The sequence below is a fragment of the Janthinobacterium sp. SUN176 genome, assembly GCF_030587335.1.
GTDB lineage: Bacteria > Pseudomonadota > Gammaproteobacteria > Burkholderiales > Burkholderiaceae_D > Janthinobacterium > Janthinobacterium kumbetense.
The window spans coordinates 109,509-129,513 of sequence record NZ_JAPWIA010000003.1 but is presented as its reverse complement, the minus strand read 5'-3'; the positions used below and the strand labels follow the sequence as shown (position 1 = coordinate 129,513).

Genomic DNA, 20,005 nt, shown 5'->3' with positions numbered 1-20,005 from the left:
CTGGTCGATTCGATGGGCAGGTCCGACCCTTCGAATCTTCGATAGGCTATGAACATGCCGGCGAAGACCTAAAGGCTTCCACTGCACCCAAAGCATCAATCCGTGCCCAAATGACGAACATGATCCCGCGTCGCAGTGTTGATGTCTTGTCGCGCCTGCATGAAAGCCAGCCTTTTTCTTGACGCGGGTTTTTATCGACTATTGGAATTAATCCGGCTACTATCCGTCGAGCTATGGCAATAATGCCAGGCAATGTATTGGAGCCTTTATGTCGATTATTAAAGACGGTTTCTACAAAGTTGCTTTCGCGGCTGGACTTCCTGGCGAGGGCGGCCTTGTCGTTGCAAAGGATGATGCGGTTTATGGTGGTGATAGCCAGTTTCTTTACAGTGGTAAGGCAACTGGGGATTCTTCAGCTGTAGCGTCAACGATCACTGTTTCCGCGCTGTCAGGCGCTGCTAAATCAGTCTTTGGGGGCACTGGTGGTAAGTTTGTGTTGCATGCAAAAGGAACTGCAAGTGACGCCAACTTCCATCTTGCGGCACCTGCCCCTATACCAGGGGCGCAAGGAATCGTAATTACCGGCACCTGGATTGCTCCGTTAGATTTGTAAGAAGATTTTTATGTCGAAATGAGCCCGCCGTATTGCGGGCTTTTTTGTATCCAATTTCTACCGCCCGTTGGGTTTCAGCCGCTGAACACAAACTTGTGCCGCGGCTAACTGCCTTCACGTCACCCAGCCCGTTTTCCAGGCGGACGATGTGCTGAGCGATGATTGCATTTGTCTTGTCGTCCTTGATCTGGGACAACCAGTTGCTGAAGTGTTTGGCTTTTTGTGATCATCTTCTGAGATAACTGTATTCATTTGAATACAGATACGCAATCAACTTTGCATAAGCCTTATTCCCCCGCAAACCTTGTCGCTTCTCAACTCCCCCACAGATTCCCCCATGTATCGTAATCCTCTCCCACTAACACCGGAGAGTCCCATGTCCTACACCTACAGCAAAGTCGACGACCTGGAAAAAACCACCATGGTCGGCAACCATCAATGCGTTGCGCTGGTCCGCCACTACGCGGGTGCGCCTGCCACATTGGCCTGGAAGCAGGGGGAAGCCGTGCTGGGAAATCGTTTGCTGCGCAAGGGCACGGCCATTGCCACGTTTATCAACGGGAAGTATGCGAATCATCAACAAGGCAATCACGCGGCCTTGTATATGGGGCAGACGCTGGACGGCATCATTGTCATGGATCAGTGGACGGGCAAGCGCCTGGGCATCGTGACTTCGCGAACCTTGCGTTCCAAAGGCCAGTACAAAAATGGCTTGCATATCGATCCCAGCAACAATGCCGATGCTTTTTTTGTCATCGAATAGAGGAGCATCCATGCGACATAAACGTTTGTCGATTTGCGCCGCCGGCTGCATTTTCCCTGTGTTCACGCAGGCTGCCGTGACCGCCTCATATGCCTGCCCGCAGAGCGTGCCTGCGACTTCGATCAGCCTGAACGCCGTGCCTGCCGGCTGGACGCCATATATCGGCAGCTCGCTCTACCTCAGTGCCGCAGCGCCGATCGACGGCGCACCGGAGCGCAGGGGGCAGCTCGTGCCCGGCGGGGAGCGCACGAAGAAAGGGCGTACGATACTCAGCTACCGCCTGGAAGGCCCCTATCCAGACGGCAAGTGGTTGCAATGCAGTTACGGCGCGCATGGCGAAGTCACGCTGTCTCGGAGAATGGACGACAGCGTCAGCCTTTGTGAATTCACCTACAGGAAGGGTAGCAAGGCCGGGCAGAACGAGATCGATATCGATTGCCGTTAAGTCATTGGCATCACCGCACTCCACCGCCCTTGGCTTCGGCCTCGATCAAGCTGAGCGCCGCACGCGACAGCAGGCCGCTGCGCGTCTCGTGCCGCGCCGCCGCATAGCGGTCGATCTTGCTCAACACAAAACGCGGCAGGCTGATGTTGATGCGTTCGGGCTTGCTGTCGAGCTTTTCAAGGTCGAGGTGGACCAATGCCCAGATGCCACCCGCATGCTCAAGATTGGCCTGCAGGGCTTCGATCTTGCTTTGCGTGATTTCCACTGGCTCGTCCAGCTCCAGCAGTGTCTCGATGTGGCTGGTGATGGCTGAGCGGACGTTGTTGAGCGCGTCTTCCACGCTATCTCCCCACGAGTGGACGCCTTTGATGTCGGGGACATTCACACCGTACACACTATCGGCATCTTTAAAAATGATAACGGGGATATTCATGGCTGTTCCCTCATGCACTATCTGTTGAACTCGGCAACGCGGAGGAGAAATGTTGCTCTCTGCAAGCATACGCATAATGTGTATCAGTGTGTATTCCTGGTCTGACGCTACGCAACCTTCAGACGCAAAAAAGCCCGCCAAAGCGGGCCTTCTTACTCTACAACCAAACCAAAAGCTCAGAACTGATTCATGGTGTTGTCTTTACCAGCCGCCTTCAGCGCCGCTTCGCCGCTGAAGTAATCCTTGTGGTCGTCGCCGATGTCCGAGCCGGACATGTTTTGATGTTTCACGCAGGCGATGCCCTGGCGGATTTCCTTGCGCTGCACGCCGGCCACGTAGCCCAGCATGCCCTGGTCGCCGAAGTATTCCTTGGCCAGGTTGTCCGTCGACAAGGCTGCCGTGTGGTAGGTCGGCAGGGTGATCAGGTGGTGGAAGATGCCGGCTTCGCGGGCCGAGTCGGCCTGGAAGGTGCGGATCTTCTCGTCGGCGGCGATCGCCAGTTCCGTCTGGTCGTATTCCACGCTCATCAGCTGGGCGCGGTCGTAGGCGGACACGTCCTTGCCTGCCGCTTTCATGCCGTCGAAGATTTGCTGGCGGAAGTTCAGGGTCCAGTTGAACGACGGGCTGTTGTTGTACACCAGCTTGGCATTCGGGATGACCTTGCGGATTTCGCTGACCATGCCGCCGATTTGCGCGATATGCGGTTTTTCCGTTTCGATCCACAGCAGGTCGGCGCCGTTTTGCAAGGAGGTGATGCAGTCGAGCACGCAACGCTCTTCGCCGGAACCGGCGCGGAACTGGAACAGGTTGCTCGGCAGGCGTTTCGGACGCAGCAGCTTGCCTTCGCGCTTGATGATGACGTCGCCATTGCCCAGCGCGTCAGCCGACACTTCTTCGCAGTCGAGGAAGGAATTGTATTGGTCGCCCAGGTCGCCTGGTTCGTTGGTGACGGCGATCTGCTTGGTCAGGCCGGCGCCCAGCGAGTCCGTGCGGGCGACGATGATGCCGTCGTCCACGCCCAGTTCCAGGAAGGCGTAGCGGATGGCGCGGATCTTGGCCAGGAAGTCTTCGTGCGGCACCGTGACTTTACCGTCCTGGTGGCCGCATTGTTTCTCGTCGGATACCTGGTTTTCGATCTGGATGCAGCAGGCGCCCGCTTCGATGAACTGCTTCGCCAGCAGGTAAGTCGCTTCCGCATTGCCGAAACCGGCGTCGATGTCGGCGATGATGGGCACGACGTGGGTCACGTGGCCGTCGATCTTGGCCTGGATGGCTTGCTTGGCATCGCCCTGGGCCGCGTCCAATTGGCGGAACAGGCCGCCCAGTTCGCGCGCATCGGCCTGGCGCAGGAAGGTGTACAGTTCCTTGATCAGGGCGGAGACGGCGGTTTTTTCATGCATCGACTGGTCCGGCAGCGGGCCGAACTCGGAGCGCAGGGCGGCGACCATCCAGCCGGACAGGTAGAGGTAGCGGCGGTCGGTGCTGTTGAAGTGCTTCTTGATCGAGATCATCTTCTGTTGACCGATGAAACCATGCCAGCAACCGAGCGACTGGGTGTACTTCGATGGGTCCGCATCGTAGGCGGCCATGTCGTTGCGCATGATCTTCGCCGTGTACTTGGCGATGTCCAGGCCAGTCTTGAACTTGTTCTGGGCGCGCATGCGGGCGGCGGACTCGGGATTGATGGCGTTCCAGGCGCTACCTTGTTGGTCTTTCAAACCAGCAACAGCCTTGATGTCGTCTTGATATTGGGACATGTGAATCTCCTAAAAAGAAAAGCTATGTTTGAGAAAATCGCCGAGTGCGCCACAACGTCTTGTCGAAGCAAACTGCATGACTAAATAGTAGGCCGATTCGCGCCGATCTTCAAGTCTTATATAAGACATATAACTTAAATTTAATCGTTCTTTTTCAACGACTTAATTATGATTTTTCAGGATGTGAAATGAATTTTCAAAAAGTGAGAGCATTAATGGATGAGTCTGCCGTTTGAAATCCCGCGATGTGAAACGCCTTTTCAGATTTTGGTGCAGCGCGACAAATCGGGGCGAAAGGAGCCACCCGAAGGTGGCGTAGCGGTACATTTGTTTTAATATCATGCTCCGCTTGTGAAAGGTAACGTCAGCGATGCAGATTAACGGTATGGATTTACCCGTCGAGTATATTGCTTTTGCGGCAAGATATCGGGATGCGGCAGGATTCTGCAATTTGAGGCTGAAGGAGGAACTCGATTCTTTCGGTCGCGTCCTGCAGACGGAATTGGCGCACATCTATACGGATGCCGTCGAATTGACTGCCCGGACAGTGCAGCTTGGGGCGTATTTCGTCGGCGATGGCTGCTATGGGGAGCCTGGAAGCGGCAGTGCTGGCCCGGGAGCCATGCCGGACATCGTTGATTTTACAGAAGTCATTTGTTTCGGCATGGCCGGTGACGGGAGTCCATTCTGTCTCGATTTCAGGGGCGCCCGGGGCGCACCATCCGTCATCTTGTGGGACGATGATTACTGGCGGAAGATTTCAAACTCCTTTGCAGACTTTCTATCGCTATTTTCCTGATCGCTTGCCGGGGCAACTGCTGCAGCGCACGAGGCAAGCCCGTGCGCTGCCCAAATCTAGCGTCCCACCGTCTGCCGCTGGTCCTTGATGAACAGGGCCGTCAGCATGCCGACCACGCACACGCCGATCACGTAATAGGCGGGGCCCAGCACGTTGTTCTTCAGCATCAGGGTCACGACCACGGGCGTCAGGCCGCCGAAAATCGCATACGACAAGTTGTAGGAAAACGACAGTCCCGAGAAGCGTACCTGGGCCGGAAACGCTTGCACCAGCACGTAGGGCACGGCGCCGACGACGCCGACAAATAAACCCGTCATGGCGTACAGGGGCAGCAGCAGGTCGGGGCGGGTGCCGACGGTGGTGTAGAAGAGGTACGTGGAAATGGCCAGCAGCACGGAACCGACGAAGATCACGCGCTTGCCGCCCAGGCGGTCGGCCAGCATGCCGGCGATGATGCAACCGAAAGCCAGGCACAGGGTCGCCACGGTATTGGCCACCAACGTGGTGCGCGGCGCGATGTGGTGGATCTTTTGCAGCAGGGCAGGCGTCATCAGGATGACGACGACGATGCCGGCCGACAACATCCACGTCAGCAGCATCGACACGACGACGGCGCCGCGGTGGTTGCGCAGCACGGATTTCAAGGGCATTTCCGTCGCCAGCGCCTTGCGCTGCTGCATTTCCGCGAAGACGGGCGTTTCATGCAGCCAACGGCGCAGATACATGGCGCCGAAGCCGAAGATACCACCCAGCAAGAACGGATAGCGCCAGGCGCCATCGGTGATTTCCGCCGGCGTGTAGGCAGTGTTCAAGCCCGTCGCCACGAGCGAACCCAACAAAATACCGACAGTCAGGCCGGCCGTCAGCACGCCGCAGGCAAAGCCCGTGAAACGGCTGGGCACATGTTCGGACACAAACACCCAGGCGCCCGGCACTTCGCCGCCCACGGCCGCGCCCTGGAAGATGCGCATCAACAGCAGCAGCAGCGGGGCGGCCAGGCCGATGGTGGCATACGTGGGCAGCAGGCCGATCAGCAAGGTCGGCACGGCCATCATCAGGATGGAGAGGGTGAACATGCGCTTGCGGCCGAGCAAGTCGCCGAAGTGGGCCATGACGATGCCGCCCAGCGGGCGCACGACGTAGCCGGCGGCGAAGATGCCGAAGGTTTGCAGCAGGCGCAGCCATTCCGGCATTTCCGGCGGGAAGAACAATTGGCCGATGGCGTTGGCAAAGAAGACGAAGATGATGAAGTCGTAGAATTCCAGCGCGCCGCCCAGGGCGGCCAGCGACAGGGTCTTGTAGTCTTGCTGGGTGAGGGGACGGCTTGCGGCGTTGCTTGCGGCGGTGTCGGAGGTAGGCATGTGTCTCGTTCTTGTGTGTTATGGGAGATTGCCAGACCTAGCATACGCATTTCCGCCGCGTGAGTAAATGCGGGGGGGAGGGGGAGCCGCCTCAGCTGTGCTTAATACAACGCCGCTATCATCGGCGTTGACTTCATTGCAAAGGACACAGTATGCACATCATGATCGTGGGCGCCAGCCGGGGCCTGGGACGCGCGCTGGTGGACGGTTTGCTCGCTGACGGGCATGCCGTCATCGGCGTATCGCGCCAGCAACCTGCCGACTTGCCCGCCGGCCAGGGCACGCAGCTGCAATGGATCGCGGCGGACCTGGCCGCACCCGCCGAGGCGGTCGAACGCATCGCGCGTGCAGCGCCGGCCGCGCTGGACGCGGTGATCTACAACCTGGGCGTGTGGGAAGAAAAGGCGTTCAGCGATGACTACGCTTTTCTCGGCGATGCGGACGACGCCATCGTCGACATGGTCAATACGAATATCACGGCGACGATCTTGCTGCTCAAGCGCCTGGTGCCACGCTTGCTGACCAGCAACAAGCCGCAGCTGATACTCACGGGGTCGACGTCCGGCCTGCGCCAGAGCGGCCGCCCGGAGGTGACGTTCAGCGCGTCGAAATTCGCCCTGAACGGCATCGCCGACGCCTTGCGCGAAGGTTTCCGCGAACAGGGGTTGGCCGTGACGGCGCTGCAGCTGGGTTACCTGAATACCTACGATGGCTTGTCCGTGCCGCTGGCGGACGCTAGCGCGCGCGGCGAAGGCGAGCTGATACCCGTGCATGACGTCGTTGCCGTCGTGCGCATGCTGCTGAACCTGTCGAACGCCTCGTTCGTGCGCGAACTGGTGATGCCCGCGCTGCGCGACGAGCGTTTCTGACTCTTACGCGTCCTTGCCGTAGACCTCGGACCAGCCGAGACGCTCTTCCAGCCACTCGTCCGCTTCGGATGAGTCCATCTGCAGCAGCAGGGCGCCCAGGCGCAAGTTGCCCTTGGCCAGGGCCAGCACGGCGAACACGGATTGCAGCATGACGGGGTCGAGCTGGCCCTGCAAGTCGCGCGCGGCGATGGCGGGCAGTTGCGCCCAGGCATCGCGGTAGCTGTCGGCCAGCCAGTCCGGCAGAGGCGGATTGTGTTTGCGGTGGCGCTCGATTTCAATCAGGGCGATGAGCGCATAGAAATCTTCTTCGCGCGCTTGCGCGCCGCCCAGCATGGCGACGAGCTGGGGTACGGCCGCATACGAGGCGACGCCCACGTCGCCCTGGTGGTGCAGCTCTTCCCACAGCTCATGCCAGACGTCTTCGCCCGCCTGCATGGCCTTGAGCGCCTCGGCCACGTCGTAAGGTACGCGGTAGCCGCCTTCCAGGGTGGGCCAGAGGGGATCGTCGAGTGATAACAGCATGGTTTTCCTTGATGGGACAGCTCGGCTGAGCAAACGCGCACTATACAAGCACCCGGCGCACGCAGAGCGCGTAGCCGTCGAACTCGCGCAAAGTCTGATAGGCGACGCCCGTGTCAAAGTCCTTGCACCAGGCTTCGTCCTCGATGTCGCCCGGCTCGCTCGACCAGTGCCAGTTTGGCCGGAATGCCTCTTTCAATGTCGCATACAGCAAGGTCTGCTCGCGTCGATTCGGCAAGCTGTGGCCGAGGCTGGCGGCCCAGTCCGACGTGGCTTGCCACGAGTCGTACTCCGGCTCGAGCTTGTCCGGCTGCAATAGCAGATGGTAGTCGGGCGCGCCATCCTTGCCGAGAATCAGGCCGGCATAGCGCTCGCCCTGCCGCAAGGGGACGGGGGCGGCCGCCGCTGGCGCCAATTCGACCCGGCGCACGGCGCAGGCGCGGCCGCTATAGGTCTTGCGAAAGTTGTATTGGGTGCCGTTATCGAAATCGTGGCTCCAGGCCAGGCGGGGCAGGATGGCGTCCGCTTCCGACGACCAGTACCAGGCATCCGGAAAGGCGTCGCGCAAGTTGGCGTGCAGCAAGGCCAGTTCGCTGCGCGTGGGCAGGCAGGCGCCGCGCGCCGCGGCCCAGTCGAGCGCGGCTTGCCAGGGCAGGGCGCCGCCTTCGCCGGGCAGCAGGAACAGCTGGTAGCCGGGGGCGCCAGCGTGGCCAGGCATGATGCCCGCGTAGCGCTCGCCGGCAACGGCGCCCAGCACGCCAGGGCAATGCTCGAACCAGCCATCGTCTTCTTCCTCGGCAATAAAGGCCGCGATCAGCGCCTGAGGCGCGGGCGGCGCGCCGGCCAGCAGGGAGTTGAAGCAATTGATGGCCGAGGCGTGGGGCGTGCCGGCGCCATTGGCGATACCGACGAGAAACTCGCCCGCCCAGTCGGGCAAGGTGGCGATCAGGCGCGGCAGTTCATGCAGCAGTGCCATGCAATACGCCGTCTCGCCGTAGCGCCAGGCGGCGCGGTTGGCTATCTGGTAGGCGCCGTAATCGTGTTCGGCTTGCACGGATTGAAAGATGGCCAGTGCGTATTGCGCGCCTTCCTTGCCCGTCAGCGCATCGAGCATGGCGCAATAGCGCTGGAAGCGCTGCTGGGCTTCATCGGGCGGCGTGGTGCTGTCGTCGTCCTGGATGATGTTGCCCAAAATTAAAAGTTCGGCTTTCCAGTGTTCGAATGAGGATGGCATGGAATGAATGAAATGATCGCGACGAGCTGCCATTATGACCTGTGCCGCCCGTGATTTTATTGATGGTGGCAGATTTCTTTTCGATCAAAATGCATCGTCCTTGTTTTCGTGTTTATTAATTCGGCTTCCTGTGGTGACTCATCGTTACAAATGAATTTTATTAGATGGTTGTGGTGCGATATTTTCCTCTGCTTGAAATGGACAATACGAAGGCGGCGCTGGAATTAATATATTTTTATGCCGTTCAATTCAGCGGTTGCCTATCATATTTTTTACTTATCGTGAATAATTCGGGTCGAGTGAAATATCATTAACCTGATCGGAATATCACGTGAATAGTAGAATTTTATTTTGTGCGCTGGCTTTTGCTGCCTTGTCGGCCTGTGGCGGCGGAAGTAATAACTCGGCGGACAATGGCGGCGCAGTCGTGCCACCCGTTACCCCTTCCATTCCGGTGGCGAATACGGCGCCCGTCGCGCAGGCCGGGCCGGCCCAAAGCGTGGTGGTCGGCAGCGTCGTGACCTTGGATGCGAGTACCAGCTCCGATGCGAATGGCGATGCCTTGACCTACAAATGGGTGATCAGCTCCAAACCTGCATCCAGCGCCGCTGTCCTGGATTCCTTATCTGCCGTGAAACCGACTTTTACCGCTGATGTGGAGGGCGTGTACGTGGCCACGCTGATGGTCAATGATGGCAAGATCAGCAGCGAGCTGTCGTCGGTGACGGTTGCCGCGTCGGTAGCCAATGCCCCGCCTGTCGCTAACGCGGGGCAGTCGATGACCATTGTTGCGGGTATGGGTATCATGTTGGATGGTAGCGCAAGCAGCGATGCGAATGGCGATATCCTCACCTATAAATGGAGCCTGGTATCGAAACCTGCCGGCAGTACTGTACGGATCGTGGATGCAAACTCCGTGCGTCCGTATGTCGGCGTGGATTTGCCGGGTGCCTATGAACTGAGCCTGGTTGTCAACGATGGCAAGGTCGATAGTGCGCCGGCTTTCGTGACGACGACGGCGGTTGTCGGCAATGCCCGGCCATTGGCCAATGCGGGCGTGGCGCAGAACGTGCTCAAGGGGAACACCGTCATTCTTGATGGCAGCGCAAGTTCCGATGCGAATGGCGATGCCCTGACGTATTACTGGACCCTGACTTACCGTCCTGCGGGGAGTACTGCCACGTTGTCGTCCGCAACGCTGGTGAAACCCTCTTTTATCGCCGACAAGGCTGGCACGTACGTCGCCACGTTGCGTGTGTGGGACGCAACGACATCGAGCGATTCAATGAGCGTCACGATTACGGCGACGTCCACGAATGCCGCTCCGGTGGCGAATGCCGGGGTGGATCAGCGTGTGCTGGCAGGTGCGGATATCGTGACCCTCGATGGCAGGGGCAGTTCGGATGCGGACGGCGACAATCTCAGCTATAAATGGACGTTCATCTCCGTGCCGCCAAATAGCATGCTGCAACCGTTTCCCGGCGAATTGTACCGCAGCCAGGCAGTCAGCAGATTTTGGGCGAATGTGCCGGGAACCTATGTCGTCAGCCTTGTCGTCAATGACGGTACGGTCGACAGTGCACCATCAACCGCCACCATTATTGCGACTGCAAGCTCGACCAATGCGGAGCCGATGGCCAATGCGGGCATGGACCAGGTTGTCGCGCCAGGAACGACCGTGCGTTTGACGGGACTTGGCAGTACAGATGTAGAACGCGATGTCTTGACATACCGCTGGCAGTTGAAGAGCAAGCCTGCTGGCAGTGCGGCCGTGCTGTCGTCGCTGACTGACGCGCAGCCGACATTTGTCGCAGATATGGCCGGTGATTATGTCGCGACATTAATCGTCAACGATGGCTCGGTCAATAGTGGCGAAGATAATGTCACGGTAACGGCGACGCCGAATCTGCTCAATTTATACCAGGTGCAGGACAATGGGGCCGGTCCGGTCGAGACGAAGACCGGCTTGCCTTACCTCGCCAATGCGACGGTACAGAGGTCGTGCTCGGGATCGTGTGCGGCCAACTTTACGGTCGATACCTTCAAGGTGGCCGCCGCCGGGACGAGCTTCATGATTACCAATGTGACGGCCGTCGACAGTACCGGCAAGGTCGTTCCGGCCATCGTCGGTCTGGTGTCGGGCCAGGTCATTCCTGCCGGCAGCAGCGCCACCTTCTCGCTGGTGTCGCCCAAGACGAATGGCGCAACGGCTAAACTGAGCTACAAGTTCTTTGTGGCGGAAACGGGCCAGTCTTTCGTTTATAACGCCGACTTCACGTCAAACTAAGTGATGTAACTCAGTGATGTAACTAAATGATGTAACCCAGTGATGTAATATGGCGAATGCCGGGCTTCGGTTCCGCGTTCGCCAGCCCACCTTGCCTCCTACCCCATGCCCACCTGGACTTCCCCGCCCCAACTCGTCGCCCTGGCCGCCTTTTATGCGCAGGCGCAAGCCCATCCGGATGCCATCGGCGACGCGGCCTTCCTCGGCGCCGTCAAAGCCGCCCACTGGCCCACCAACTGCTGGAGTTACGTGGAAGCATCGTTCGCCATCATCGCGCCCGCCTGCCTGCTGCGTCCGCATCTGACCGCCGAGCTGATCGCCTTGCCGATCGACGCCATGATCGCGGGCGGCCTGGACGATGCGGGGCAAGTCATCGCCATCGGCCTGGCCTGCGCCACGCGCGACGCGCCGTATGTGGCGGTGAGCGCAGAGGGCAAGCGCTGGCTGACGCAGGTGTGGCCGGGACTGGAAGAGCTGGTCGAGACCGTGTTTCAAGCCAGGCTGCAGGAGGCGCTGGCGGAAGATGAGGACTAAGCAAGCCTGCCCTTGACTTGGAAAGCCCGTTTACGTTAGGGTATACGTAACTACTTACATATATCCCGCCCAACATGTCTTCGAACTTGCAAACCTACGGCTCCCTGATGCTGGCCAGCCGCCTGCGCCGTCTTTCCGATCAACTGTATGCGGGCGTCGACACCAGCTATCTGGCCGCCGGCGTCGAGCTGACGTCGCGCTGTTTCCCTTTGTTATTGCTGCTGCGCGACAACGGCCCGACGGCGATCACGGCCCTGGCCGCGCAGATCGGGCAGACGCATCCGGTGGTGGTGCAGCTGGGGCGCAAGCTGCTCGATGCCGGCGTGGTGGCGGAGATGCCGGACGCCAAGGATGAGCGGCGCCGGCTGCTGGCGCTGTCCGACGCCGGGCAAGCGTTGCTGCGCAACATGGCGCCCCTGTGGGACGATGTACGCGCGGCCGTCGATAGCGTCTTCGAGCACGGTACGCCGCAGCTGATGGCCAGCCTGGACCGGGCCGAAGCGCGCCTGCAGGCGCAAGGCTTCGGCGAAACGATCGCCGCCTGCCGGCGCCAGCGCGAGCGGGCGGCCGTGGAAATCATCGATTACCAGCCGCAATACGCGGCAGACTTCAAGCGGCTGAACATCGCCTGGCTGGAGCGGTATTTCTATGTCGAGGCGCTGGACGACAAGGTGCTGTCCGATCCGCAACGCTCGATTCTCGACGCTGGCGGGCAGATATTCCTTGCGCGCCTCGATGGCCGCATCGTCGGCACCTGCGCCCTGATCCGCGCCGGCGACGCCAGTATCGAGCTGTCGAAGATGGCCGTCACCCCCGAGTGCCAGGGCCTGGGCATCGCGCGCCGCCTGATCGAACGGGCCTTCGACGCCTTCGAGGCCAGCGGCGCGCAATTGCTGTTCCTGGAATCGAACAGCAAGCTGGCGCCCGCCATCCGCCTGTATGAAAGCAGCGGTTTTACGCACGTGGCGCGGCCGGCCGGCGACGCCCATTACCAGCGCGCCGACGTCTACATGGAGTGGCAGGGCCGCTAGCGCACGCCAGGGCGTCACGCGGCGCTCCCCATCGGCCGTCTCCCGCGTTACAATACGCGCATCCATAACGGAACTTAGGTTCCACTATTCCGAGACGCCGACGCCGCATGCCTTCCTTCCCGATGCCCTTCCCGCAGTTGATCGTTCCACCCGAGCCCACCCAGGCGCGCAGCAAGCTGGCCTTCGAGCGCTTGCTGCTGGTAGGGGAACAGTTGCTGGCGGAAAACCGTTTCGATGAAATCGGCGTGGCCGACCTGGCAAAACTGGCGGAAACCTCGGTGGGCACGTTTTACCGTTTATTGGGCGACAAGGACACCTTGAGCCGCTTGCTGCTGCAGCGCTTTTTTTCCGACATGGTGGAAAAGGTCGAAACCCTGACGGAGCTGCGCCAGTGGGAAGGGCGCAGCCTGGAAGACTTCATCCGCGCCATGGTGGCCATGTTCGTGGCCGTCAACATGGGCCGGCGCGGCGTGCTGCGCGCCCTGATCACGCGCTGCTCGCAGGATGCGCAGTTCCGCGACAAGGTGCACCAGATCAACCATCTGATCTCGCAGCGCACGGTCGCCGTGCTGGCCAGCAAGTCGGCCAGCATCCGCCATCCGAATCCCACGCAGGCGATGATGGTGGTGCCGCCCGTGCTGCTGGGCATCCTGAACCAGCACGTGTTGTCGGGTTCGCTGTCCTTCCTGTCGGCGGCCGCGCTGGAAGACGAGCTGGTACGTGTTGCTTTAAATTACCTGACTTGAGATATTTACCGATTTAACTTGAAATCGGAATTCGGATTCCGTATTATGTTTTCCAACAGCAGGAAAATATATTCCTGCACCTGAACACAAAGCATGTTCAACAGCAAGGAGACAGAATGCGGCGTCACACGACATCCGATGTTCCATTGCATTATCTCGACCTCGGTCCCGGCACACAGGCAGGGCAGGGCGATCCCGTGTTTTTGTTGCACGGCCTCGGTTCCTGCGCCGAAGACTGGCGCCCGCAAATCGACGCCCTCGGCAGCAGCCATCGCCTGATCGTGCCCGACCTGCGCGGCCATGGCGCCAGTCCCGCGCCCAACGGCGACTGGCAGATCGGCGACTTCGCCAACGACCTCTTCAACCTGATGGACCAGCTCGACGTGGCGCGCGCGCACATCGTCGGCTTTTCGCTGGGCGGCATGGTGGGCCTGGAAATGGCCAACCGCGCCCCCGGCCGGGTCGCCAGTTTGTGCCTGATCAATTCCCAGCCGTTCCAGGGCAGCAAACCGGCCGCGCTGCTGTTTGCCTACTGGCTGCGCCGCACGGTGATCGCCACCTTCGGCTTGAAAGCCATGGGCAAGATCATCGGCAAAAAACTGTTTCCCGATCCTGAACAGCAAGCCCTCGTCGAGCGCTTTGCCACGCAGATGGCGGGCATGGACAAGCGCGCCTACCTGGCCGCGCTGGACGCCATTTTCCACTGGGATATCGACATCCATTTCCAGGCCCTGGCCATGCCCGTCCTGATCATGGCGGCGGACCAGGATTACACGCCGGTCGCCAGCAAGCGGGCTTTTGCCGCACAGTTTCAGCAGTGCGAGATCGAGATCATCGCGAACTCGCGCCACGCCACGCCCCTGGACCAGGCGCAGCGTGTGAATACCTTGTTGCAGTCCTTCCTTACCATAAATTCAAAATAAACAGGCCACTCGCCGCACGGGCCGAGGGCCGGAACACAGTCATCGCAGGGCAGGTGCACGCTTTTTGCGCGCGGGTACCGTTACGTCTTGCGATTCTGGAATCCGGCCGTTTTTCCTGGCGGTAAGCAAGCCTGACATTGGAGACGCTATGAAACTTGCTTTGAAATTGATGCCCGCCGCCCTCGCCGTTGCCGGCGCGTTTGCCACCCAGGCCCAGGCGCAGGAAGCCAACCCGGCAACTGCCGTCAGCGCCCAGGAAGCCAGCGATGCGAAGGAACGCATGGAAACCGTGACGGTCTCCGCCCGCCGCCGCGAAGAGCGCCTGCAGGACGTGCCGCTGGCCGTCACGGCGTTCTCCGCCAAGGCCCTGGAACGGGCGAATATCCAGAACCTGGCCGACTTGCAGGAACGCGTGCCGAACCTGACCGTGTACGCTTCGCGCGGCACGAATACCACCCTGACGGCGTTTATCCGCGGCGTCGGCCAGGCCGACCCCGTCTGGGGCGTGGACCCGGGCGTGGGCATTTATTTCGACGACGTCTACATGGCCCGTCCGCAAGGCGCGCTGCTCGACGTGTTCGACGTGCAGCGCATCGAAGTGCTGCGCGGTCCGCAAGGTACCCTGTACGGCAAGAACACCATCGGCGGCGCCATCAAATACATTTCGCGTCCGCTGGCGAAGGAAAACGGCGCTTCGGCGGAAGTGGGCATCGGCAATTACAACCAGCGCAACTTCAAGGCCGCCTTCAATGTAGCCAATGGGAACGGCACGTGGCGCGCGCGCCTGGCGGCTGCCAAGCTGGACCGTGACGGTTTCGGCCGCAACACGTTTAACGGCGAACAGGTCAGCGACCAGGACAGCACGGCCGCGCGCCTGTCCGTCGGTTACTTCCCGCAGGACATCCCCTTGACCGTCGTGCTGAGCCTGGACGCCACGGACGACAAATCGGGCGTGCGCGGTTTCCAGCGCATGGGCGTGAGCGCCTTCGACCCGCTCAAGCGGCCCGCCAGCACGGATGCGTATGACATCCAGAGCGGCATGCCGGGCAATAACTTCACGCACAACCGGGGCGGTTCGCTGGTGGCCAACTACACCTTGTCGAACGACTGGTCCGTGAAAGTGATCGGCGCCAAGCGGCGCAGCACGTCCGAGCAAACCATCGACTTCGACGGCTTGCCGCAGCCCATCGCCGACGTGTTCGGCGATTCGCGCGACGAGCAGAAAAGCCTGGAATTGCAGGCGTCCTACAGCGGCGACTATGGCGCCGGCGTGATCGGCCTGTACCGTTTCGAAGGCACGGCCGGCGGCGGCATCTACAACAATTTCCTGGGCCGCCAGTTCCAGGCCGCCGTCAGCACGGTGGAGACGGACAGCACGGCGCTGTACACGGACTGGACCTGGCCCGTGGGCAAGGCATGGAGCATCAATGCGGGCTTGCGCCACACGCGCGAGGAAAAGCGCGCCATCGTGCTCAACCGTGCTTTTGCCGACGTGAGCTTTACGCGGCCGATCCAGACGGCGGCCGATTTCGACAAGTCTTTGTCGGTCAGCAATACCTCGCCAAAACTGTCCGTGCGCTATGAAGCGTCGAAGACGACGAATTTCTACAGCAACCTGTCGCGCGGCTTCAAGTCGGGCGGCTACAACGTGCGCGCCAACAACCTGGTCGTGCCCGATTCCGCGCGCCCGTACAAGGATGAAAAACTCGACGCGCTGGAAGTGGGCATGAAGTACGCAGCGCCGGACGATACGTTCGACGCCAACGTGGCCCTGTTCTACAACCGCTACAAGGATATTCAGTTGTCCGTCTTCACCAGCTACGTGCAGCCGGGCGGCTTGCCCGGCTTCTATGGCGACTTCACGAATGCGGGCAAGGCCACCGTGAAAGGCGCCGAGTTCGAATTTTCGTGGCGGCCGAACCGCCAGTGGGAAGTCAACGGCTTCCTCGCCTTGCTGAACGCCAGCTATGACGAGTTCATGAGCGGCGGCAAGAACATTGCGGATACGCAAAAGTTCAGCAATACGCCGCGCCGGCAAGTGGGCTTGAACCTGACGCGCACGGACCGCGACGTGTTTGGCGGCGCCCTGCGCAGCATGGTCGGCTACGGCTACCGCAGCAAGGTGTATCCGACCACGGACTTGAGCGAAACCCTGGCGCAGGGTGGCTACAGCATGTGGACGGCTGGCGTCGTATGGGAAGCGCCGAAGAACTGGACCTTCAGCTTGCATGGCAGCAATCTGGGCAATAAACGCTACCGCACGGATGGCTACAACATTCCTGCGCTGTTCATCCTCGACGGTTTCTATGGCCCGCCGCGCCAGATCATCGCCAAGGCAGGCTACAAATTTTAAGGTTCTCAACTATCGGGGCTGGACCCGCCGGGTCCGGCCTCGCTGGTCGTAAGTGCCGGCTTGATATGCATCAAGCCGGTTTGTTGTCGCTGTTTTCGTCCTTAATAATAATCAGGAGACTGGCATGGCACATCTGAATCAGCAACTGCGTCACTTCTTATCTGCACTCATCGCCGCCTGCGGCTTGCTGGCCGCGCTGCCGGCCGCAGCCGGCCAGTGGGACTTCGGCCTGTACGCGAGCCTGTGGGGCTCGCGCGAGTACCAGGTCTGGCTACCGAGCAACTACAATCCGAACACGCCGCTGCCCGTCGTGCTGATGCTGCACGGCTGCGGCTCCGAGCCCAACAGCATGGCCGCCGTCAGCCGCTACAACCAGCTGGCCGACAGCGAAAACTTCATCGTCGTCTATCCGCGCCAGAACGTCACGGCCAATCCCATGCGCTGCTGGAATTTCATGTTGCCGCTGAACCAGGAGCGGGGCACGGGCGAACCGGCCGTGCTGATGGGCATCTTGAACAAGGTCAAGAGCAAGTATGCGGTGCAGGACAGCCGCGTGTATGTGACGGGCATCTCGGCCGGCGGCGCCATGGCGTCCATCATGGCGGCCTGCTATTCGGACGTGTTCGCCGCCGTGATGGTGCATTCGGGCGGCATGTACAAGGGCGCCACGGGCATGGTCACGGCCGCCGATTCCCTGTTCAACGGCAGCTCCTTCGATCCGAAAGTGCGCGGCAAGGATGCGTGGCGCTGCTCGGGTTCGCCGCGCCGGCTGATGCCGACGATGGTGTTCCACGGCACGTCCGACATCGTCGTCAATCCGGTCAACGGCGAGCAAACCATCGAGCAATTCCTGCAAACGAGCGATTACGGCGACGATGGCCTCGACAATGACAGCGTGCGCTACCGTGCCGACAGCATCGTGCGCCAGACGGTGCCGTATGGCCGCAGCTATTCCATCGATACGTATTTGCACAACGGCGCCGTCATCGCGCAAAAGTACACGGTCGAGGGCATGAACCACGCGTGGAGCGGCGGCCCTCCCGGCTGGCCATTCAGCGACGAGCTGGGCCCGGACGCCACCGTGATCAGCTGGAATTTCTTCAAGAATTACCAGCGCTGATGGCGTAGGGAAATTTCCATCTTGTAGAATGGGGCGCCGCGATTGCGCCCCACTTTATGCCTGTGAAAAATCCCATGCCTGCTTGCCGCCTGCTGTCCTGCCTTGCCGTCGCCTTGCTGTCCGCTTGCGCCAGTGGCGGCCCGCCCGCCCCATCGGCCGCCGAGGCGCAAGCGCTCGAGCGTGCCGCCCAGCAAGACAGCATGCGCAGCGAATGCGACTGGAACGTGCGCTATGCGCCCGTCGCGCCCAGGGACGCCAGCGTGGCGCAGTTGCAGGCCATCGCCACGGCGCGCCTGGCGGCCTTGCAACTGGCGCCCGCCTGGACCTTGTCCATGCCCGGCAGCGCGGCGCACGCCTTTACGGAGTCGGAGCAAGACCGTGCCGGGCTGCAATTGCTTCTTAGCATCGTCTTGCCGGCCATGGAGCGCTACCCGGCCGGCGTCTTCGCGCGCACGGGCTTGCGCCACGTCGTCCTGGTCAAGGATTTGAGCGTGGACGGCCAGCGCCGCCTGGCCATGCCGGCGCCGGAAATCGACAGCGTCGTCTACGCCGACAACCTTCTGGCCGCGATGTGTCCGTCCGGCATGGAGCTGCGCGTGCACCACGAGTACTACCACTTCATCGAATACCGGCTGTTCAACGATTTCTATTACCGCGACCCAGCCTGGCTGGCCCTGAACCCGCCCGGCACAGCCTACGGCCAGGGCGGCGCCACGGCCTATGGCAAGGGCTTCCAGAACCTGGGCCACCCGCAGCCGGGCCTCGTCAGCCTGTACGCAGCCTACGGCCCCGAGGAAGACAAGGCGGAAGTGTTCGGCTGGATGATGACGCCCGCGTATGCGTTGCGGCTGGAGCAATGGAGCCTGGCGGATGCGGCGCTGGCGGCCAAGCGGCACGTCTTGCGGCAAGTACTGGACAGCAAGTCAACTGCTGACTGAAGAACAAGCCGGTTTCGCCAGCTTCGGCACCTCCCGATCCCGTACGCTCCTGGTATTTCCTGGTAACTATATAATCTGCGCTTGGGCGATACCCGCCCTTGAACGTCGATGAAGGAATGCCATGCCTGGATCCATGCCTAGATATATCGTGCGCCCCTTGGCGCTGTGCGTAGTGTCGGCTGTGTGCCTCTCTGCCGGTGCCGCCGAGGTGGTGGCGGTGGATGCGCAGCAGCGCGCGTCCTTGCTGGAATTTTATGCGCAGCAATATCCGGGCGAGCCGGCTGCGCGCACCGTGTTCGAGAGCGTGCCCGTGGTGGGCGGACGCGGCAGCGAAGTGGTGGGCAGCGTGGAAACGGCGCCGTATCGCGGTCATGGCGCGCTGTGCCGCACGCAGCGCACCAAGTTCGTGCTGCACGGCGAGGGCAAGCAGGCGCGCTGGCAGGAGGCGGGCATGGAATATTTTGCCTGGCTCGACCGCGGCACTTGCCGCCCCGTGGCCGAACCCGTGCGCATGCTGCAGCGCGTCCCCGATGCGGAACTGGAAGGCGTGCTGCTGTACCAGAAGCCGCTGCTGGAGCGGGCGCGCTTATTGATGGCGGGCAATACGGCCTGCGCCCCGTTGCGGGCGCTGAAGTTTTCGCTGGCGGCCGTCGACGTGGGCGCCGCCGCACCGCGTGCCGAAGAGCGCTATGCGCTCGTGTTCAAGAGCGATCGCGACAGCTACGCCCGCGTCTGGCTGCGCAAGAGCGGTGCCCAGTATGACGCGTGGAATGTGACTTGCCCGCCAGTGCTGTAAGCTGCGCCCCCTCGATTGTTTTTTTTGACTGTTGCAACCATGAACGAAAATTCCACTTCCGCCCGCAGCTGGGGCACCATCGTCACGCACAGCGACGAGATGGCCATCATCTACCGCTATGTCGACACTTTCCATGACGATTGGGACCTGTCGTCGCAGCCGGACCGCATCATCATCGCCTGGCGTTATGAGGACGAGACGGGCATGCCCGCGCCGAACGAGCGCGAGCACATGGAAGAGCTGGAAGCGGCGCTGGCGCCCGTGGTGGAAGAGGAAGGTTTTGCCACGCTGGCGCTGGTGTCGACGGGCGAGAACCTGCGCGAATGGATTTATTACACGCAGTCGGGCGAAGAATTCTTCAATCGCCTGAACACGGCGCTGGCGCCGCGTCCAAAGTTCCCGATTGAAATCCGCAGCGCGGCCGACCCCGCCTGGTCCACCTACGCCGGCTTCATGGCCGCGCTGCCGAAGTAATTACGTCAAC

Annotated in this window: 20 protein-coding genes; 15 read left to right on the top strand and 5 right to left on the bottom strand. The window is 61.0% G+C overall.

Annotated features, from left to right (window positions below; all coding sequences use genetic code 11):
* Positions 1–268 precede the first annotated feature (268 nt).
* The 3 genes from O3299_RS21935 (at position 269) to O3299_RS21925 (ending at position 1,821) form a co-directional block, all read left to right on the top strand.
* Positions 269–613, top strand: a complete 345-nt coding sequence (locus O3299_RS21935) for a GrlR family regulatory protein (RefSeq protein ID WP_305063204.1) — start codon at positions 269–271, stop codon at positions 611–613.
* A gap of 337 nt (positions 614–950) precedes the next feature.
* Positions 951–1,376 carry a BPSL0067 family protein gene (locus O3299_RS21930; RefSeq protein ID WP_305063203.1) on the top strand — a complete coding sequence of 142 codons (426 nt, stop codon included), beginning with the start codon at positions 951–953 and terminating at the stop codon, positions 1,374–1,376.
* A 10-nt stretch (positions 1,377–1,386) separates the two neighbouring features.
* A complete protein-coding gene (locus O3299_RS21925) occupies positions 1,387–1,821 on the top strand; it encodes an STY0301 family protein (RefSeq protein ID WP_305063202.1) in 435 nt (144 codons plus the stop codon).
* Positions 1,822–1,831: 10 nt separating this feature from the next.
* Here O3299_RS21925 and O3299_RS21920 read toward each other — a convergent pair whose 3' ends face one another.
* Together O3299_RS21920 and O3299_RS21915 are read right to left on the bottom strand one after the other, a co-directional pair.
* Positions 1,832–2,254, bottom strand: coding sequence for a type II toxin-antitoxin system HicB family antitoxin (locus O3299_RS21920; protein WP_305063201.1), 423 nt, complete (start codon positions 2,252–2,254; stop codon positions 1,832–1,834).
* A 176-nt stretch (positions 2,255–2,430) separates the two neighbouring features.
* Positions 2,431–4,011, bottom strand: coding sequence for an isocitrate lyase (locus O3299_RS21915; protein WP_034784508.1), 1,581 nt, complete (start codon positions 4,009–4,011; stop codon positions 2,431–2,433).
* 385 nt (positions 4,012–4,396) lie between these two features.
* Between O3299_RS21915 and O3299_RS21910 the strand changes: the two genes are divergently transcribed.
* Positions 4,397–4,810: an SMI1/KNR4 family protein gene (locus tag O3299_RS21910; protein ID WP_305063200.1), complete on the top strand. Its 414-nt coding sequence runs from the start codon at positions 4,397–4,399 to the stop codon at positions 4,808–4,810.
* Positions 4,811–4,866: 56 nt separating this feature from the next.
* Here the strand turns inward: O3299_RS21910 and O3299_RS21905 are convergent, their stop codons facing one another.
* Positions 4,867–6,171, bottom strand: coding sequence for an MFS transporter (locus O3299_RS21905; protein ID WP_305063199.1), 1,305 nt, complete (start codon positions 6,169–6,171; stop codon positions 4,867–4,869).
* Between the two features lie 152 nt (positions 6,172–6,323).
* On the opposite strand from O3299_RS21905, the gene O3299_RS21900 reads away from it, so the two are divergent.
* Positions 6,324–7,040, top strand: coding sequence for an SDR family oxidoreductase (locus O3299_RS21900; protein ID WP_305063198.1), 717 nt, complete (start codon positions 6,324–6,326; stop codon positions 7,038–7,040).
* A 3-nt stretch (positions 7,041–7,043) separates the two neighbouring features.
* On the opposite strand, the gene O3299_RS21895 is transcribed toward O3299_RS21900, so the two are convergent.
* Both O3299_RS21895 and O3299_RS21890 read right to left on the bottom strand, forming a co-directional pair.
* Complete coding sequence (locus tag O3299_RS21895) at positions 7,044–7,562, bottom strand: hypothetical protein (protein ID WP_305063197.1); 519 nt, start codon at positions 7,560–7,562, stop codon at positions 7,044–7,046.
* Between the two features lie 40 nt (positions 7,563–7,602).
* Entirely contained in the window at positions 7,603–8,793 is a 1,191-nt protein-coding gene (locus O3299_RS21890; protein WP_305063196.1) for a hypothetical protein, read from the bottom strand.
* 331 nt (positions 8,794–9,124) lie between these two features.
* On the opposite strand from O3299_RS21890, the gene O3299_RS21885 reads away from it, so the two are divergent.
* The 10 genes from O3299_RS21885 (at position 9,125) to O3299_RS21840 (ending at position 19,995) form a co-directional block, all read left to right on the top strand.
* Positions 9,125–11,080 (top strand): PKD domain-containing protein, encoded by a 1,956-nt coding sequence (locus O3299_RS21885; RefSeq protein ID WP_305063195.1) that lies wholly within the window; start codon positions 9,125–9,127, stop codon positions 11,078–11,080.
* 105 nt (positions 11,081–11,185) lie between these two features.
* Entirely contained in the window at positions 11,186–11,614 is a 429-nt protein-coding gene (locus tag O3299_RS21880; protein ID WP_305054347.1) for a hypothetical protein, read from the top strand.
* 74 nt (positions 11,615–11,688) lie between these two features.
* Positions 11,689–12,645, top strand: coding sequence for a bifunctional helix-turn-helix transcriptional regulator/GNAT family N-acetyltransferase (locus tag O3299_RS21875; protein ID WP_305063194.1), 957 nt, complete (start codon positions 11,689–11,691; stop codon positions 12,643–12,645).
* A 107-nt stretch (positions 12,646–12,752) separates the two neighbouring features.
* Complete coding sequence (locus tag O3299_RS21870) at positions 12,753–13,391, top strand: TetR/AcrR family transcriptional regulator (RefSeq protein ID WP_218965280.1); 639 nt, start codon at positions 12,753–12,755, stop codon at positions 13,389–13,391.
* Between the two features lie 116 nt (positions 13,392–13,507).
* On the top strand, positions 13,508–14,314 hold the full coding sequence (locus O3299_RS21865; protein WP_099665259.1) for an alpha/beta fold hydrolase: 807 nt from the start codon (positions 13,508–13,510) through the stop codon (positions 14,312–14,314).
* Positions 14,315–14,462: 148 nt separating this feature from the next.
* Positions 14,463–16,667 (top strand): TonB-dependent receptor, encoded by a 2,205-nt coding sequence (locus O3299_RS21860; RefSeq protein WP_305063193.1) that lies wholly within the window; start codon positions 14,463–14,465, stop codon positions 16,665–16,667.
* Positions 16,668–16,791: 124 nt separating this feature from the next.
* Entirely contained in the window at positions 16,792–17,787 is a 996-nt protein-coding gene (locus tag O3299_RS21855; protein ID WP_305063192.1) for a PHB depolymerase family esterase, read from the top strand.
* 74 nt (positions 17,788–17,861) lie between these two features.
* Positions 17,862–18,725 (top strand): hypothetical protein, encoded by an 864-nt coding sequence (locus O3299_RS21850; protein ID WP_305054352.1) that lies wholly within the window; start codon positions 17,862–17,864, stop codon positions 18,723–18,725.
* A gap of 133 nt (positions 18,726–18,858) precedes the next feature.
* Complete coding sequence (locus O3299_RS21845; RefSeq protein ID WP_305054353.1) at positions 18,859–19,521, top strand: hypothetical protein; 663 nt, start codon at positions 18,859–18,861, stop codon at positions 19,519–19,521.
* A 39-nt stretch (positions 19,522–19,560) separates the two neighbouring features.
* Positions 19,561–19,995, top strand: a complete 435-nt coding sequence (locus O3299_RS21840) for a DUF695 domain-containing protein (RefSeq protein ID WP_070257244.1) — start codon at positions 19,561–19,563, stop codon at positions 19,993–19,995.
* Positions 19,996–20,005 lie beyond the last annotated feature (10 nt).